The 14927-nt window shown below is 37.4% G+C and carries 19 protein-coding genes and 1 riboswitch; of the genes, 18 read left to right on the forward strand and 1 reads right to left on the reverse strand.

The genetic code is table 11. The features are described from left to right. The first annotated feature begins 282 nt into the window (after nucleotides 1-282). The 5 genes from J2Z81_RS13180 to queE all read left to right on the forward strand — a co-directional run bounded on the left by J2Z81_RS13180 (nucleotide 283) and on the right by queE (nucleotide 3789). A complete protein-coding gene (locus J2Z81_RS13180; RefSeq protein ID WP_226371542.1) occupies nucleotides 283-903 on the forward strand; it encodes a superoxide dismutase in 621 nt (206 codons plus the stop codon). A 215-nt stretch (nucleotides 904-1118) separates the two neighbouring features. Continuing rightward, nucleotides 1119-1751, forward strand: coding sequence for a hypothetical protein (locus J2Z81_RS13185; protein ID WP_226371543.1), 633 nt, complete (start codon nucleotides 1119-1121; stop codon nucleotides 1749-1751). A gap of 70 nt (nucleotides 1752-1821) precedes the next feature. Then, nucleotides 1822-1868, forward strand: a riboswitch (PreQ1 riboswitch). Nucleotides 1869-1970: 102 nt separating this feature from the next. Next, the gene (gene queC, locus J2Z81_RS13190) at nucleotides 1971-2636 is read left to right on the forward strand and encodes a 7-cyano-7-deazaguanine synthase QueC (protein WP_226371544.1); all 666 of its coding nucleotides are present in this window, start codon (nucleotides 1971-1973) and stop codon (nucleotides 2634-2636) included. Then, entirely contained in the window at nucleotides 2633-3067 is a 435-nt protein-coding gene (locus tag J2Z81_RS13195; RefSeq protein WP_226371545.1) for a 6-pyruvoyl trahydropterin synthase family protein, read from the forward strand. The genes queC and J2Z81_RS13195 overlap by 4 nt, the downstream gene beginning before the upstream one ends. Next, on the forward strand, nucleotides 3067-3789 hold the full coding sequence (gene queE / locus J2Z81_RS13200) for a 7-carboxy-7-deazaguanine synthase QueE (RefSeq protein WP_029267186.1): 723 nt from the start codon (nucleotides 3067-3069) through the stop codon (nucleotides 3787-3789). Before J2Z81_RS13195 ends, queE begins: the two co-directional genes overlap by 1 nt. A gap of 228 nt (nucleotides 3790-4017) precedes the next feature. On the opposite strand, the gene J2Z81_RS13205 is transcribed toward queE, so the two are convergent. Beyond that, nucleotides 4018-4392 carry an SLAP domain-containing protein gene (locus J2Z81_RS13205; RefSeq protein WP_226371546.1) on the reverse strand — a complete coding sequence of 125 codons (375 nt, stop codon included), beginning with the start codon at nucleotides 4390-4392 and terminating at the stop codon, nucleotides 4018-4020. 149 nt (nucleotides 4393-4541) lie between these two features. Between J2Z81_RS13205 and J2Z81_RS13210 the strand changes: the two genes are divergently transcribed. The 13 genes from J2Z81_RS13210 (at nucleotide 4542) to J2Z81_RS13270 (ending at nucleotide 14927) form a co-directional block, all read left to right on the forward strand. Further along, complete coding sequence (locus J2Z81_RS13210) at nucleotides 4542-4694, forward strand: hypothetical protein (RefSeq protein ID WP_198020902.1); 153 nt, start codon at nucleotides 4542-4544, stop codon at nucleotides 4692-4694. A gap of 119 nt (nucleotides 4695-4813) precedes the next feature. Continuing rightward, on the forward strand, nucleotides 4814-5371 hold the full coding sequence (locus J2Z81_RS13215; RefSeq protein ID WP_029267184.1) for an EndoU domain-containing protein: 558 nt from the start codon (nucleotides 4814-4816) through the stop codon (nucleotides 5369-5371). 3 nt (nucleotides 5372-5374) lie between these two features. Further along, nucleotides 5375-5740, forward strand: coding sequence for a hypothetical protein (locus J2Z81_RS13220; RefSeq protein ID WP_038220923.1), 366 nt, complete (start codon nucleotides 5375-5377; stop codon nucleotides 5738-5740). A gap of 47 nt (nucleotides 5741-5787) precedes the next feature. Next, a complete protein-coding gene (locus J2Z81_RS13225; RefSeq protein WP_226371547.1) occupies nucleotides 5788-6603 on the forward strand; it encodes a ZIP family metal transporter in 816 nt (271 codons plus the stop codon). A gap of 198 nt (nucleotides 6604-6801) precedes the next feature. Next, nucleotides 6802-7467: a hypothetical protein gene (locus tag J2Z81_RS13230; RefSeq protein ID WP_226981369.1), complete on the forward strand. Its 666-nt coding sequence runs from the start codon at nucleotides 6802-6804 to the stop codon at nucleotides 7465-7467. Nucleotides 7468-7484: 17 nt separating this feature from the next. Continuing rightward, nucleotides 7485-8234: a MerR family transcriptional regulator gene (locus J2Z81_RS13235; protein ID WP_226371548.1), complete on the forward strand. Its 750-nt coding sequence runs from the start codon at nucleotides 7485-7487 to the stop codon at nucleotides 8232-8234. 100 nt (nucleotides 8235-8334) lie between these two features. Continuing rightward, on the forward strand, nucleotides 8335-8541 hold the full coding sequence (locus J2Z81_RS13240; RefSeq protein WP_226981370.1) for a heavy metal-associated domain-containing protein: 207 nt from the start codon (nucleotides 8335-8337) through the stop codon (nucleotides 8539-8541). A gap of 199 nt (nucleotides 8542-8740) precedes the next feature. After that, entirely contained in the window at nucleotides 8741-9409 is a 669-nt protein-coding gene (locus J2Z81_RS13245) for a MerR family transcriptional regulator (protein ID WP_226371549.1), read from the forward strand. A gap of 152 nt (nucleotides 9410-9561) precedes the next feature. Next, nucleotides 9562-10734, forward strand: a complete 1173-nt coding sequence (locus J2Z81_RS13250; RefSeq protein ID WP_029267174.1) for a hydroxymethylglutaryl-CoA synthase — start codon at nucleotides 9562-9564, stop codon at nucleotides 10732-10734. A 93-nt stretch (nucleotides 10735-10827) separates the two neighbouring features. Further along, nucleotides 10828-12288 carry a nicotinate phosphoribosyltransferase gene (locus J2Z81_RS13255; RefSeq protein ID WP_226371550.1) on the forward strand — a complete coding sequence of 487 codons (1461 nt, stop codon included), beginning with the start codon at nucleotides 10828-10830 and terminating at the stop codon, nucleotides 12286-12288. A gap of 387 nt (nucleotides 12289-12675) precedes the next feature. Continuing rightward, the gene (locus tag J2Z81_RS13260) at nucleotides 12676-13155 is read left to right on the forward strand and encodes a DsrE/DsrF/DrsH-like family protein (protein WP_029267171.1); all 480 of its coding nucleotides are present in this window, start codon (nucleotides 12676-12678) and stop codon (nucleotides 13153-13155) included. 58 nt (nucleotides 13156-13213) lie between these two features. Further along, the gene (locus J2Z81_RS13265) at nucleotides 13214-13825 is read left to right on the forward strand and encodes a sulfurtransferase TusA family protein (RefSeq protein ID WP_226371551.1); all 612 of its coding nucleotides are present in this window, start codon (nucleotides 13214-13216) and stop codon (nucleotides 13823-13825) included. Beyond that, the gene (locus tag J2Z81_RS13270) at nucleotides 13800-14927 is read left to right on the forward strand and encodes an MBL fold metallo-hydrolase (RefSeq protein WP_029267169.1); all 1128 of its coding nucleotides are present in this window, start codon (nucleotides 13800-13802) and stop codon (nucleotides 14925-14927) included. Before J2Z81_RS13265 ends, J2Z81_RS13270 begins: the two co-directional genes overlap by 26 nt.

Below are 14927 nucleotides of genomic sequence, written 5' to 3' on the forward strand. Positions count from 1 at the left end.
TAAAAACAAAAGAAAAAACGGTTGCGTTTATCATTTATTGATAAACACAACCGATTTTGTTTATTTGGGGCTAGTTATGTCCCAGCCTCTTTTTTTGTGGGTTTTTTTAGACCAGGTCCGTCAAAGTTTAAAAACATATAAATGATACTAGATTTGGTATGTTTTATAAATATGCATAAATGCAATAAAAATTCTGGTTGAAAATATGTTGACTAAACACAATAAATGCGTTATGTTGTACATGTGCAACAAAATTATAAAATAGAAAAAGGAGGCAGAATGTTGTCTGAGTTTGTACTTCCAGATTTGCCGTATGACTTAGAAGCGCTTGAGCCGTATGTTGATGCACGTACATTAGAATTACATCATGGTGCACATCATGCAACATATGTTAAAAATCTCAATAAAGCTTTAGAAGGTTATACAGAATTTCAAGATCAATCACTAGAATACTTATTAACGAATTTGAATGAATTGCCAAGTGATATTCAAACGGCAGTTCGAAATAATGGTGGCGGCCATTATAGTCACAGTTTATTTTGGGAAGTGATGGCACCAAATGGTGGCGGGGATCCGACTGCGGATATAAAAAGTGCAATTGAGAAGAACTTTAAGACTTTTGATAATTTTCAAGATGAGCTATCAAAAGCTGCTATATCCCGATTTGGCAGTGGGTATGGATGGTTAGTGATGGATAATGATACGAAGGAATTATCCGTAATGAGCACACCGAACCAGGATACACCTCTTGCTTTTAATAAAGAGCCACTGCTTGTGATCGACGTTTGGGAACATGCGTATTATTTGAAGTACCAAAATCGCAGACCTGAATTTGTCACAAATTGGTGGAATACAATAAATTGGGATAAGGTGAATGCATTGTATAATGATGCATTAAAGTAAGGAAGTTGAAGAACATAAGTAAGGTATTTCAGGTAATTTAAATTAAAGCCATGTTAGGTCTTCCGGGGTGGTAGCCGGAAGACCCTTTTCGCGTACGATCCCTTTGATTTTAAAATCATTTAAAATTTCAGATTTCGGTTATAATTTCTTAACAAAATTAATACGATATTTATGTTACGATGGAAGTGAATTTGTTGAGGAGAGGAGTTAAAAAGATGGAGGTATGGTACGTTAGTTACGGGTCTAATATTTGCGAAGACCGATTTCTATGTTATATTAATGGATCTACTCCCCGCGGTGCCGATAAAAAGGAACGTGGGTGCACGGATAAAACACCACCGAGAAGAAATGCGATGGTGGAGCTCCCTTACCCATTATATTTTGCGAAAGAGCAGAGTAAATGGGGAAAAGGAGGGGTTGCTTTTATGGGACATGACTTTATGGAGACAGCACGAACAATAGGAAGGAAGTATCTTATCACGAGAGAACAGTTCTCTGAAGTCGTTGCCCAGGAGAATAAGAAGCCTGGACTGGAAATTGACTTTAAGACAATCAAGAAAAAAGGTGCCGTTACAATCACAGATGGATGGTATGGTACGATATTTTATCTTGGTGATGAAGATGGCTTTCCGATGTTTACATTTACCGCTAATTTTCCAGTAGATGCAGCAATCTTTACGAAGCCTTCTGCAGCTTATTTAGCTACGGTTGCTGAAGGGTTAGGTGAAATTGGATTGAAAAAGAATGAGATTATTGACTATTTTCTTGAAAAACGGGGAGTCAAAGAGCATTTTACAGCTGATTCTTTAGCGGAGTACATCTTTCATAAGCGGGAAAACATTTTTTAGTTTAATTATCTTTGATTCCCATTTATCTATGGTACACTTAATGTACAATCAAAAAAGAATACTGCATTGTGCAGGAGAGGTTCGCAATTCCATCCCTCTATAAAAAACTAAGGAGACAGAAACAGCACAACTTCCTTGGTGTTGTTTTTTTATTTTTTGATGGAAATAATGGTGGCGGCCTTTTCTTTTTTCATTGTTAAAAAGGAGAGGAGAATGAAAATGGACAATAAAAAAGCAGTGGTTGTTTTCAGTGGTGGCCAAGATAGTACAACTTGCCTGTTCTGGGCACTGGAAAAGTTTGATCATGTGGAAGCGGTGACGTTCCGGTACGGGCAGCGGCATATTGCTGAACTTGACTGTGCCAGGGAGATTTGCAAGGAACTTGATGTTCCTCAGCATGAACTGGATATGTCTTTACTTAATCAGCTGGCACCAAACGCCCTTACAAGGAATGATTTAGACATTACAGAAGATGAGGGTGAACTGCCATCGACGTTTGTCCCAGGGAGAAACCTGTTGTTTCTTTCATTTGCTGGGGTACTAGCAAAGCAAATCAACGCTAAACATTTAATTACTGGTGTCAGCGAGACGGATTTTAGCGGATATCCGGATTGTCGGGATGCGTTTATGAAATCATTGAATGTCACATTAAATTTATCCATGGATGATTCGTTTGTTATTCATACCCCATTAATGTGGCTGGACAAAGCTGAGGTTTGGGAGCTTAGTGATCAATTATATGCTTTTGAGTATATCAAAGAAAATACATTAACTTGTTATAACGGACTAAAAGGCAGCGGATGTGGAGAATGTCCATCATGCAAATTAAGGCAAAAAGGTTTGAAGCAATATGAGGAAAAACGAGCAGGAGTGAGTGCTAAATGATGCAACAGATCTATCCAGTCACTGCACATTCGTATGCATATGAATTAAATAAGGATTTTCATTTTTCCGCGGCTCACTATGTTCCCCATGAAGATGCAGGCATCTGTCAATATATGCATGGACACACGTATTACGCCAATATTACCATTGCTGGGGATGAACTGGATCATACTGGTTTTCTTGTTAATTTTAGAACAATCAAGGAATTGATCCAGAAACGATTTGATCATGGCGTAATGAATAAGGATTCAGCCTTTTCAGATATCCATGCAACAGCATTTCCGACTACCGAAGTGATTGCACGTGTTACGTATGAAATTGTTCAGGATTATTTAAATACACTTTTGAATCAACCTGTGTGCCTACAAGTTTTCCTTAGGGAGACACCTACAAGTTATTGTGTTTACCGTCCTAAGGAGGCAAAAAAATAATGAAGATACCAGTACTTGAAATATTCGGTCCAACCATTCAAGGCGAAGGAATGGTTATTGGAAGAAAAACAATGTTCGTCCGGACGGCAGGCTGTGATTATGGGTGTTCCTGGTGTGATTCGAAATTTACTTGGGACGGTTCAGAAAAAGATTTGATACAAATGATGGAACCAGAAGAAATTTTTGATGCTTTAAAAGCTAAGGGCGGAAACAAATTCAATCATGTTACAATTTCTGGCGGGAACCCGGCCTTGTTGCGTCAACTGGGTGAATTAGTTGATATCCTGCACGATACGCAAATACAAGTAGCTCTAGAAACCCAAGGAAGTAAGTGGCAGGATTGGTTTACGCAAATTGATGATTTGACAATTTCACCGAAACCGCCAAGTTCAGGAATGAAAACAGACTTTGAAAAACTGGACTTTATTATTGATGCATTAAATAAAAAACAGCAAGGGATGTATAGCTTGAAAATTGTCATCTTTGATCATGCGGATTTTAACTATGCGAAAGATGTCCATCAACGCTATCCTGATGCAGCACTTTTCCTTCAGGTTGGAAATGAACACATTGAGCAAACAAATGATGAACAACTGATCACTCATTTACTGAAAAAATATGAACAGCTGGTTGATCTTGTAATGGAAGATGAAGTATTCAAAGATGTTCGTGTGTTGCCACAGTTACATACGTATTTATGGGGGAATAAGCGAGGCGTTTGAAAAAAAGACAAGCGATACACACAAGGAAAAGAATTGGATACCAATGTCCGATTCTTTTTTTGTTATAAATTAAAATTATAGATGTCATTATTTTTGATACTTAAAAAAGTCATCTTCATGAATCCGGGCAAACGGATACTTCCTTATTATTCATACGGAGTTTTACATCTTGATCATGAATTGAAAGCGGGATTGATCTTTTTTAGTGATAAAAACAAATGAACTTGTCTATTCTTTCATAGTTATTTCACCACCTTTTATTTCGGAGGCGTCTGTAAATGTGCCAGATGGAAAAATGAATGTCCAAGGCATGCTTGTTTCCTTTTGCACTTGTGAAGGAAGTGAGAAATTGGATGATGCGATGACTGTTCTATTTTTTTCGTAAATGAATTGTTGGTGATGAAAAAGAACTGGTCTATCAGTCGAGTTATGAATGATTACCGTGACTAGCAGTTCTCCTTTATGATTGATTGCTTCCCATAAAGGTGTGAAGTGAATACTGCAGCTGGAAAAGCGTGTATGATGAAAGGATTGTTCGATTTGCTCTTTATCTTTTACAGATAATGTCTTCTCCCATGCTGGGTGAAAAGTTAGTTTTTGCATAAGGATCCCTGCCATTTTAGATATTTTTGATCATGATGGAAAGTAAATTGCCATTAATGTTAGGATACATGAAACGAAAGAATAACGCGATTATTTTATTTGAATTTGGACAACCTATACGTGAAGAAATAGGACAGGAGGACGTAGACATGTCAGAGCAAAATAAAAATCGTAACAAAGATAAAGGACGGCAAAATAATAAGAATAAAAACAATAAGATTGGCAGAAATGATGCAGAGTTTGCAGAAGATAGTGAGTTTCTTAATTTAGAAAATAAGAAAAACAAAAGAAAAAGAGGATAAAATTAAAAGATAATCTCTTCTTGCTAATAGGCATGTAAGGGATTATTTTTTATCCGATATTGACATCATCGTCAAATTGACTATATTGATAATACAAGATTTTTATGAGGACGTGAAAAATGATGTTTGCTAAATGGAAAAGTATAATCATTTTGATTTTTAGTACCTTTCTTTTATTCGGCTGTACGGTAGAGGGCATTCTAGAAAACGGTGACGGTAGTAATGAATTAGAGAACACTACTTCTGACTCATCGATTACATCTATTTCCGACTTATTTGATACAAAATACTTCAAAGACGGAGCGCTTGAACATATATTTGAAGGGGAAGTTAATCAAAGGAACCAGGCGGTTGGTTTTCATTATGATGGATTTCCTACAAAGAAAGGAAATATTGTTCAGGGTACGGAAACGAAACCAAATGCATCCGGTGTTTATGAGGCGGAAATTGAGGTGAATGGAGTTTCGAAAACATCAAATGGTGGAAAATCTACTTTTTTCCCGAAAGAATGGAATGCTCAGCAAGTCGTCGATGCGATTAATGAAGCATATGAGGCTAAAACATGGATAAACGGGAATACATATGCAGGGCTAACATCGGAGGGGATGGAAATCAGCATGTACCTGGATCAGAAAGAGAAAATCATATCTGCATTTCCGGTTTATGAAGGAGGATAGTTTATGTATCAATTTCGGGAAATTACATTGAAAAATGGCTCACAAGAAAAGAAAATATTAACGATCGAATTTGATCAACCTGAAATGAAAATTGTCGGTGAGTTTCTCATGGCTGACGCTCGTCTTGTTGATGATAGTGTCCTAGAAGCTATTGAGCGTGTGTTAACAGGTGTAACAGAATGCGTGGAGTCTGGCGGAAATAGATGTGGACTTATTATTAAGGCTGATACAACGGTAATTTACGATTTGTTTGAAGATGATGCTGATGTCGAGACATATCCACCCTACGAGATGGAGACAAAAAAGCTACGAGCGTTAATTAGGGTGTGGATTGAAAAATTGGATGAATGGAAGAGGTCAAATAGATGAGCGTTTAAAAAGATGAATTGGTATACTGAACAGAAGGAGTGACAAATATGATTTCTCATTTTTTAGAATTCCACCCAATCTTGCAAGCATTGATTGCAACATTGTTTACATGGGGGATGACAGCCTTAGGTGCTGCTTTGGTGTTTACAACAAAAGGGTTTAACCAGCGATTTATGGATAGTATGTTAGGCTTTGCTGGTGGCGTCATGATCGCTGCGAGTTTCTGGTCTTTGCTTTCACCGGCTCTTGATATGGCAGAAGGGAGAAGTGTCCCTGGATGGATTCCCGTCTCGATTGGTTTTATGCTTGGGGGTATTTTCCTGTGGATTGCTGATAAAGTACTCCCGCATCTCCATCCAACTTCTTCGATGGATCAGGCAGAAGGAATTCACGCAGATCAAAAGAAGCGCAGTACCTTACTCGTTTTAGCCATTACATTACATAATATTCCCGAAGGTCTTGCGGTTGGGGTTGCCTTCGGGGCGGTTGCCGTTGATTTACCAACTGCATCACTTTCGGGTGCCATTGCGCTTGCGATTGGTATAGGCATTCAGAATTTTCCCGAGGGTCTTGCTGTTTCAATGCCACTTCGGCGCGGAGGGATGTCGCGTGAAAAAAGCTTTATGTATGGACAGGCTTCCGGTATGGTTGAACCTTTCGCGGGGGTTATAGGAGCATTAGCTGTAACTTTTATTCAACCTCTGTTACCTTATGCATTGAGCTTTGCAGCAGGTGCAATGATTTTTGTTGTAGTTGAAGAAGTTATTCCGGGTTCACAAGAAGAAGGGAATAAGGACCTTGCGTCGATAAGCGTGATGATCGGTTTTACGGTTATGATGATTCTTGATGTAGCACTTGGATAGTTACCTGTTACGTACGATTCTCCTATACAGGAATGTTATAGTTTTGAATAATTTGTTGAAAATTTAGTGATATTCTTTTCAAATAAAGGATTGAAACTGACGTAACGTCATCTTGTATACTGATATTACATTTCCGTTTTGGACTAGAAAATATCATTCGATGTCCATAAGAAAAAATACGCAGGGGAGACATTGCATATGGCCGATGTGATTATTCCGTATCAGTGGGAGATATTTATTAGTCTTGAAATTTTTTCATGGCTTTCACTCATCTTATTTTTAGTGATACGTTATGCTTTTAGGCGACAAGCTTTGGGTATGTTGTTTTTATTTATATTTATTGCCGGGACAATGCTGGAGGGTGTCTTGGCATTTGTGGTATATAAAAAAACAGGAGAGATTGAAACATTCCAGATTATTATAACAATCTTCATATTATATGCCTGCACGTTTGGTATTTCCGACTTTAAAAAACTGGACCGATTTATGAAGCAAAAAATTGGAAAGTGGAAAGGAGTGGAATTACTTACAGAAAAAGATCGTCGCATTATGAGGCGTGAAAATGATCCACGTTTTATCGCTCGTAAATATAGGCTAGGCTGGTATGTTCATACATTTGTATTTGTTGTGGTTCATTCCTTTTTTTGGGTATATTTCGGAGATCATTCCCGTTCACTAGTAGAAGTTTTATCAGACTGGTCTTGGATGGAGGAAATGGATGGCGTACCGGAAAATGGTCCGTATCAGAAAGAGGTAATTTATCCAATTAGCGTAATATGGGGAATTGTCTTCGCAGCTGATACAATCAATGCTTGGTACTATACCATTTTTCCTGAAAAGGATAAGAAAAATCCGAGTGCATAGTAGTGGAGGTGGATGATTTGATTTCGATAAAGGAAGTGACAAAACAGACTGGCATAACAGTAAGAACATTACGTTATTATGACCAAATTGGCCTATTGCACCCGGCAGGTAAAACAGAGGGCGGACATAGACTGTACGGTAAAAAGGAACTTGCCAAACTCCAGGAGATCCAATTTTTAAAGACATTAGGATTCAGTCTGCAGGAAATTAAAAATATGCTCTTTGATCATCAGTGGGATTGGGTTAGCTGTCTGCAAAATCAATTAACCTATATTCAAAAAGAAAAGGATAAACTGGAAGAAATTGAGTCAACCATTAAAGGCTTAATGAACAATCTGACAATGGATGGAGATATTAACTTAATCGATATGCAAAAACTAATAGAGTTATATAAGCGTAATATGGATCAGCGAATGGAATTTAGAAATCAATTATTTAATGAAGATGAAAAAGAATTATTAGATCTTCTGCCAAATGTTAATAGCGGGGATCCGGATACACTTGAATGGGTTTCTTTGTTAGGGCAATTAAAACAGCATATGTCAAAAGGGGCTCAAGCACCTGAAGTACAACGTATCATTAGGCGCATACATGAAAAACAAAAAGAAACTTTTGGGGATAACGATGCTTTTCTTAAGAAGCTGTGGGAAGTTAGGAAATCACCTGAAAAATCACAAAAGGTAGGCTTCTATCCTATTGAGTCAGATGTTTTAGAATTCATGGAAATTGCCTCAGAAATATTTTTAAATAGAAAACAGCATGATTGATCAAGTGAAAAAAGAATTGGACCCGAGCCAATTCTTTTTTGGTTGTTTTAAATCGACATAAAAGATACTGCAGTGACCCACAATAAGGAGTTGAATAAGAATGACGAGTCAAGTAGAACAATTAGCCGAAAGTAAAGTTAAGAACTATCGTATACAAGGACTTGATTATGCGAATTGCGCGAAAATATTCGAGGAAAATGTAAAAGAATTGCCTGGAATTCAAGAAGCTAAAGTAAACTTCGGAGCTTCAAAAATTGCTAGTAGGAGAGGCGACAATAGTGGACCTGGAAAAAGCAGAAGCATTTGAATTTAAAGATCCGAAATGAACATGAACAAAAAAAGAACGGGGACCTTTTTGGAAACAAAAAGAAAATATAAAGGTCTTTGCTTTGGCCATCATCTACAAAAAATTACAAAATTTGCAAGACACATAGACTCATTCATGTTAAAATAAGGGTGTCAATGAATGGCGGTTGAATGGTGGTTGAATGAAAGGAGAGGTGTTCGTGGAGGAATGGTTTTCGGTAAGTCAGTTAAGTAAACGGACTGAAATTCCAGAAACTACTACTAGAAGATATTTAAACAACTTTGAAGAACATTTCCGCTGGGAACAAAGAGGCAGAGGAAAAAAGTATCATCCTGAAACGATTGAAATTCTGCAGCGAATCGCATATCTTTATGGAAAAGATTATGAAACAACGGAAATTAAAAGTATTTTGTCCAATGAATATGCATTTACAGTAGATGACAATCAAGAAGATACAATGAGTCGGCCTAGAAACCTCGATTCTCCTATGAATTTTGAGGAATTTAGACAGCAGCAAAATGAGTTTAATAAGCAACTATTAAAGCAACTCCAAGAACAGTTGGATTATATAAGGAATATACTAGAAAATCAAAATGTAAAAAGTGAAGAAATAAAGCAGCTTGACCAACCAAAAGAGAAACGGATCGATCGTTTCAACCAAATTATGATTGAACGTAAGGTTAATAGAATTCTGGAAAAAGAAGCGATGGCTCTTTGGCAGAGGCAGCCAATGGAGCAACGAAAGAAACGCGTTGGTTTATTCCGGAAAGCAGAAGACATAGACAAACGTGATCAATTTATAAAAGAATATGTTGATGAACGTTTTGAAACATATTTAAAACGGGAATTTGAGCTTGAACACGATTAAAAAGCGAACAGTGCCAGGCACTGTTCGCTAATTTTTCACAAATGATTGTTTTTCCTATTAAATTATATTATCATTAGAATGTTTAATCATATAAAAGTTTACTTGTGAAAATTATCACTTGTTAGAATAACTGAAAGCAAAGGAGCAGGACATTGGATATTGGAATAGATAAAATTGGCTTCTATGCACCTCATTTATATGTAGATATGAACAAATTAGCTGTCTCAAGAGAGGTAGAGCCAGAAAAATTTACAATTGGGATTGGACAAGAGAAAATGGCAGTTGCACCAATTACTCAAGATACGGTGACATTAGCAGCCAATGCAGCGCTTGATATTTTGACTGAGGCAGATAAGGAAAAGATCGATTTTGTCATTTTTGGCACAGAGACAGGGGTTGATCACTCAAAGTCTGCCGGTGTCTACATCCATCATTTGCTTGGAATGAACCCTTGGGCACGAACAGTAGAAGTGAAACAGGCATGTTACGGTGCAACGGCAGCCATCCAAATGGCAAAAGGACATATTGCATTAAATCCGAGCAGCAAAGTATTGGTGCTGGGAGCTGATATTGCCAGATACGGATTAAAAACTTCAGGTGAAGCGACACAAGGTGCTGGAGCTATCGCCATGGTCATTAGCGCAGAACCAAAGATTATGAAACTTGAAGAACATAGTGCTTATTTAACCGCTGATGTTATGGACTTTTGGCGGCCAGTTTATTCGGAAATGGCACTTGTAGACGGAAAGCTCTCGAATGAACAATACATTTCATTTTTTTCAAAAATATGGGGGAAATATAAAGAAAAAAGTGGTCTAGCGCTTCAGGATTTTGAGGCAATTTGTTATCATTTACCATATACAAAAATGGGTTATAAGGCATTAAAAACGGTATTGGATGAAACGGCAGAAGAAACGCAAGAGCGATTACTTTCAAACTATAAAATCAGTACGCAGTATAGCAGAAATATCGGAAATATTTACACTGGTTCGTTATATCTGGCGCTACTTTCTCTCTTAGAACAAAAAGAAGATTTAGCTGCCGGCTCAAGAATTGGTTTATTCAGCTACGGGTCAGGTGCTGTAGGAGAATTCTTTACCGGTATATTGCAGCCGAATTACCGAAATTATTTAAATACGAGACAACATACGGAATTATTTTCAGCAAGAACGGAAGTATCCGTTTCTGAATATGAACAAATTTTCGCTGAAACGTTGCCTAAAGATGGCACGTCCATTGAGCTTGATACCGATCAAGATCCCGCTAAAATTTGTTTGGCTGGTATGAAAGACCATATGCGGCAATATATTCATAAAACGAAATAGAAGAGATTTATTCCCTTAGATTTTTCTGCTTTCTAAGGGTTTTTCTTTAAGAGGGTAAAATGGATACGATAACAATTTTTGGGGGTTTCATTCATGTCCTACACAGACGATAGTTTAGCATTACATACGGACCTATACCAAATTAATATGGCGGAAACATATTGGGAAGACAATGTTCATAAGCGAAGAGCTGTATTTGATTTGTATTTTAGAAAGCTGCCATTTGACAATGGAATTGGTGTTTTTGCAGGGCTTGAGAAAATTATTGATTTTATTCATCACTTCCGCTTCAGCAAATCGGATTTAATTTATTTAAAGGAAGAACTTGGTTATGCTGATGATTTTATTGACTATCTGAAGACGGTACGTTTTACTGGTAATATTAAATCCGTACGTGAAGGGGAAATTGTTTTTGGAAATGAGCCAATTCTCCGTGTGGAAGCACCTCTTGCTGAAGCACAATTAATAGAAACGGCATTGCTTAATATCGTTAATTATCAGACGTTGATTGCAACAAAGGCTTGCAGAATTAGGCAAACCGTTGGAGAACAGCAATTGATGGAGTTTGGAACAAGACGAGCACATGAAATGGATGCTGCTATTTGGGGAACCAGGGCAGCATTTATAGGAGGTTTTGATTCAACGAGTAATGTAAGGGCAGGTAAATTATTCGGTATACCTGTCTCAGGAACGCATGCTCATTCGATGATTCAAGCTTATAGGGATGAATATACAGCATTTAAAAAATATGCCCAAAGACATAAAAATTGTGTGTTTCTGGTAGATACGTACGACACTTTGAAATCGGGCGTACCAAATGCGATTAAAGTAGCTAAGGAATTAGGAAATCAAATCAACTTCACAGGTGTTCGTCTAGATAGCGGTGATATGGCTTATTTGTCAAAAGAAGCCCGTAAAATGCTTGATGATGCAGGATTTCATGAGACAAAGATAGTTGCTTCGAACGATTTGGATGAAGAGACCATTTTAAGTTTGCAGGCACAAGGGGCAAAAATTGATGCTTGGGGAGTGGGGACCAAATTGATCACCGCATTTGATCAGCCCGCGCTTGGAGCTGTTTATAAACTCGTCTCTATAGAAAATGAGCATGGGGAAATGGTGGATACGATTAAAATATCAGGTAATCCAGAGAAAGTCACCACTCCAAGTATGAAGAAATTGTATCGTATTGTGAACACGATAAATAACAGGGCTGAGGGAGATTATATTACGTTAGAAAATGAATATCCAAATGAGGAAGAAAAATTAAAAATGTTCCATCCGATTCATACGTATATTAGTAAGTTCGTCACAAACTTCAACGCCATCAATTTGCATCATGATATATTTATGGATGGTAAATTAGTATATGAAACTCCTGATCTATATGAAATGCAAGCATATACGAAAGACCAATTGGATTTGTTTTGGGATGAATATAAACGGACCATTCATCCGGAAGAATATGCCGTCGATTTAAGTCAGAAAACTTGGGATAATAAAATGGAAAATATTAAAGAAGTTAGAAAAATGGTAAGTGGGATGCAGAGATGAATAACTAATCGAATAGAAAACTTCAGAGGAGCAGGTTCAAGTAGCTAATTCAGTCACCGAAGGGAAAAGATAAATCGAAATACGTATATCGAAAAGTTATCCATAAATCCGATGAAAGACTGAACAAGGAAGAAACCTCATAGGGAAGTCATTCCATTAATGGTGGAAGAATCATCGTGCAATAAAGAAAAAATGAAACAAAATTACCAGATACATATGTCTGTTCAATCAAGGTGGGTTGTAGAACTGTAGCCAGTTTTTAAACAACCTACCTTTTTTGATGAAAATTGATGGTTGACAAAATATGCTCAAACATATAAGATAAGAATCAGGTTGTTTAAATACCCCTACAAGTATATGTATAACCGAAGGAGAGGAGTTAATAAAATGCCTGACAAAAAGAAAACAACCATTGTACTTTTCAGTGGTGATTATGATAAAGCAATGGCAGCATATATTATCGCGAATGGGGCTGCTGCATATGACCATGAAGTAACAATATTCCATACCTTTTGGGGATTAAATGCATTGCGGAAAGAAAATCAAGTACCTGTGAAAAAAGGTTTGATGGAGAAGATGTTTGGGAAAATGATGCCTAGAGGTACAGATAAAATGGGACTTTCTAAAATGAACTTTTTAGGTATGGGACCAAAGATGATTAAAAAGATTATGAAAAAACATAATGCTATGCCTCTTCCTCAATTAGTAGAAATGGCACGTGAGCAAGATATAAAGCTTATTGCTTGCACAATGACAATGGATTTATTGGGGCTTCAAAAAGAGGAATTGCTTGATGGTATTGAGTATGCCGGGGTTGGTGCATATATTGGCGATGCAGAAGATGGGAATGTAGATTTATTTATATAAATTTTTTTGACATATTTAATACCCCATACCGTAAATAATTTTTAGAGGAGGTGAGCCTGTGGAAATTTCATCCGATAAAATTTTAGACGCAAAAGGTGTTTCGTGCCCAGTACCGATTGTACGTACAAAGAAGGCAATCGAAGATATGGAAGCTAATCAAGTGATTGAGGTTCAAGCGACAGATGAAGGCTCAAAGGCTGATATAAAAGCGTGGGCTGATAGCACAGGCCATGATTATCTTGGCACTAAGGAAGATGGGGAGGTGTTCATACATTATATAAGAAAAGCAGAGATGGATAATATAAAGGATGAAGTAGCATACAGTGAGATTGTGAACCTAGAACAATTGAAAAGTAAACTAGCAATAAAAGAACCAATTACAATTTTAGACGTCAGAGAGCAAGAGGAATTTGCGTTTGGGCATATACCCGGGGCTATTAATATCCCCCTTGGGGAAATAGAAGATCGATTTGATGAAATCGATAAAACAAAAGAATTGCATGTGATATGCCGTACAGGTAATCGAAGTGATCAAGCTGCCCAAAGGTTAGCGAAAAAAGGGTATAAAAATGTAAAAAACGTTATACCGGGTATGACGAAGTGGGATGGACCTACAGAAATGATTCATGAGGGAGGAAAAACAGATGACAAAAACAATAACAACGAATGAATTGGCGAAAAAAATAATGAATCAGGAAGATACTTTTATTTTAGATGTGCGAAATAATGATGCTTTTAGCGATTGGAAAATTGAAGGAAAAAAAGTGGAGAGCTTAAACGAACCTTATTTCAATCTAATGGATGGGGTGGATTCAATCACTGATAAACTGCCAAAAGATAGAAATGTGAATGTTATTTGTGCTAAAGGGAAATCTTCTGAAATGGTGACAGATATGCTTGAGGAAGCAGGATATACAAATGCATATAGTTTAGAAGGTGGTATGAAAGGATGGAGCGAACATTTAGAGCCAGTTAAGCTTGGAGATCTAAAAGATGGGGGTGCTATTTATCAATTTGTGCGTCTAGGAAAAGGATGCCTATCGTATTTTATTGAATCAAATGGAGAAGCTGCCATCGTCGACGCAGCCCGTATGACTGAGAGTTATGAAAACTTCGCTAAGGAGCGCGGTGTAAAAATCAAACATGTACTTGATACGCATTTGCATGCAGATCATATATCTGGCGGGCGTAAACTAGCTAAAAACGCGGGTGGAACCTATTACCTTCCTTCAAAAGATGCTGAAGAAGTAACCTTTAACTACACATCCCTTGAAGAAGGAAAGACAATTCATGTTGGAAATACGTCTGTTACTGTGCAGCCAATTTATTCACCAGGCCATACAATCGGAAGTACTTCACTTGTTGTTGATGAGACATATTTATTAACAGGCGACACATTGTTTGTTCAATCAATCGGACGTCCTGACCTTGCCGGAAAAGCAGAAGACTGGGTAGAAGATCTTCGTAGCACATTATACAGCCGCTATACAAACTTGTCAGATGATTTAATCGTGTTACCAGCACACTTTTCATTTGTAGAGGAATTAGCAGAAGATGGAAGTGTGTCTGCCCGCTTAGGTGACCTTTATCAAAAAAATACTGGCTTGCAGGTGGAAGATGAAGATAAGTTCAGAAAAATGGTAACTGAAAATTTACCACCGCAGCCAAATGCATATGAAGAAATTCGTAAAACAAATATGGGTAAAATGAATCCGGAAAATGAGCAACAACGTGATATGGAAGTGGGTCCTAACCGTTGTGCAATTGGATAA

This window comes from Virgibacillus alimentarius, assembly GCF_017874635.1.
Classification (GTDB): domain Bacteria; phylum Bacillota; class Bacilli; order Bacillales; family Amphibacillaceae; genus Virgibacillus_B; species Virgibacillus_B alimentarius.

Coding starts and splice junctions, on each gene's coding strand:
- J2Z81_RS13220 (WP_038220923.1), top strand. CDS start 5,375: ATGTATCAATTTCGGGAAATTACATTGAAAAATGGCTCACAAGAAAAG.
- J2Z81_RS13260 (WP_029267171.1), top strand. CDS start 12,676: ATGCCTGACAAAAAGAAAACAACCATTGTACTTTTCAGTGGTGATTAT.
- J2Z81_RS13270 (WP_029267169.1), top strand. CDS start 13,800: ATGACAAAAACAATAACAACGAATGAATTGGCGAAAAAAATAATGAAT.
- J2Z81_RS13195 (WP_226371545.1), top strand. CDS start 2,633: ATGATGCAACAGATCTATCCAGTCACTGCACATTCGTATGCATATGAA.
- J2Z81_RS13210 (WP_198020902.1), top strand. CDS start 4,542: ATGTCAGAGCAAAATAAAAATCGTAACAAAGATAAAGGACGGCAAAAT.
- J2Z81_RS13215 (WP_029267184.1), top strand. CDS start 4,814: ATGATGTTTGCTAAATGGAAAAGTATAATCATTTTGATTTTTAGTACC.
- J2Z81_RS13230 (WP_226981369.1), top strand. CDS start 6,802: ATGGCCGATGTGATTATTCCGTATCAGTGGGAGATATTTATTAGTCTT.
- J2Z81_RS13240 (WP_226981370.1), top strand. CDS start 8,335: ATGACGAGTCAAGTAGAACAATTAGCCGAAAGTAAAGTTAAGAACTAT.
- J2Z81_RS13225 (WP_226371547.1), top strand. CDS start 5,788: ATGATTTCTCATTTTTTAGAATTCCACCCAATCTTGCAAGCATTGATT.
- queE (WP_029267186.1), top strand. CDS start 3,067: ATGAAGATACCAGTACTTGAAATATTCGGTCCAACCATTCAAGGCGAA.
- J2Z81_RS13255 (WP_226371550.1), top strand. CDS start 10,828: ATGTCCTACACAGACGATAGTTTAGCATTACATACGGACCTATACCAA.
- queC (WP_226371544.1), top strand. CDS start 1,971: ATGGACAATAAAAAAGCAGTGGTTGTTTTCAGTGGTGGCCAAGATAGT.
- J2Z81_RS13205 (WP_226371546.1), bottom strand. CDS start 4,392: ATGCAAAAACTAACTTTTCACCCAGCATGGGAGAAGACATTATCTGTA.
- J2Z81_RS13185 (WP_226371543.1), top strand. CDS start 1,119: ATGGAGGTATGGTACGTTAGTTACGGGTCTAATATTTGCGAAGACCGA.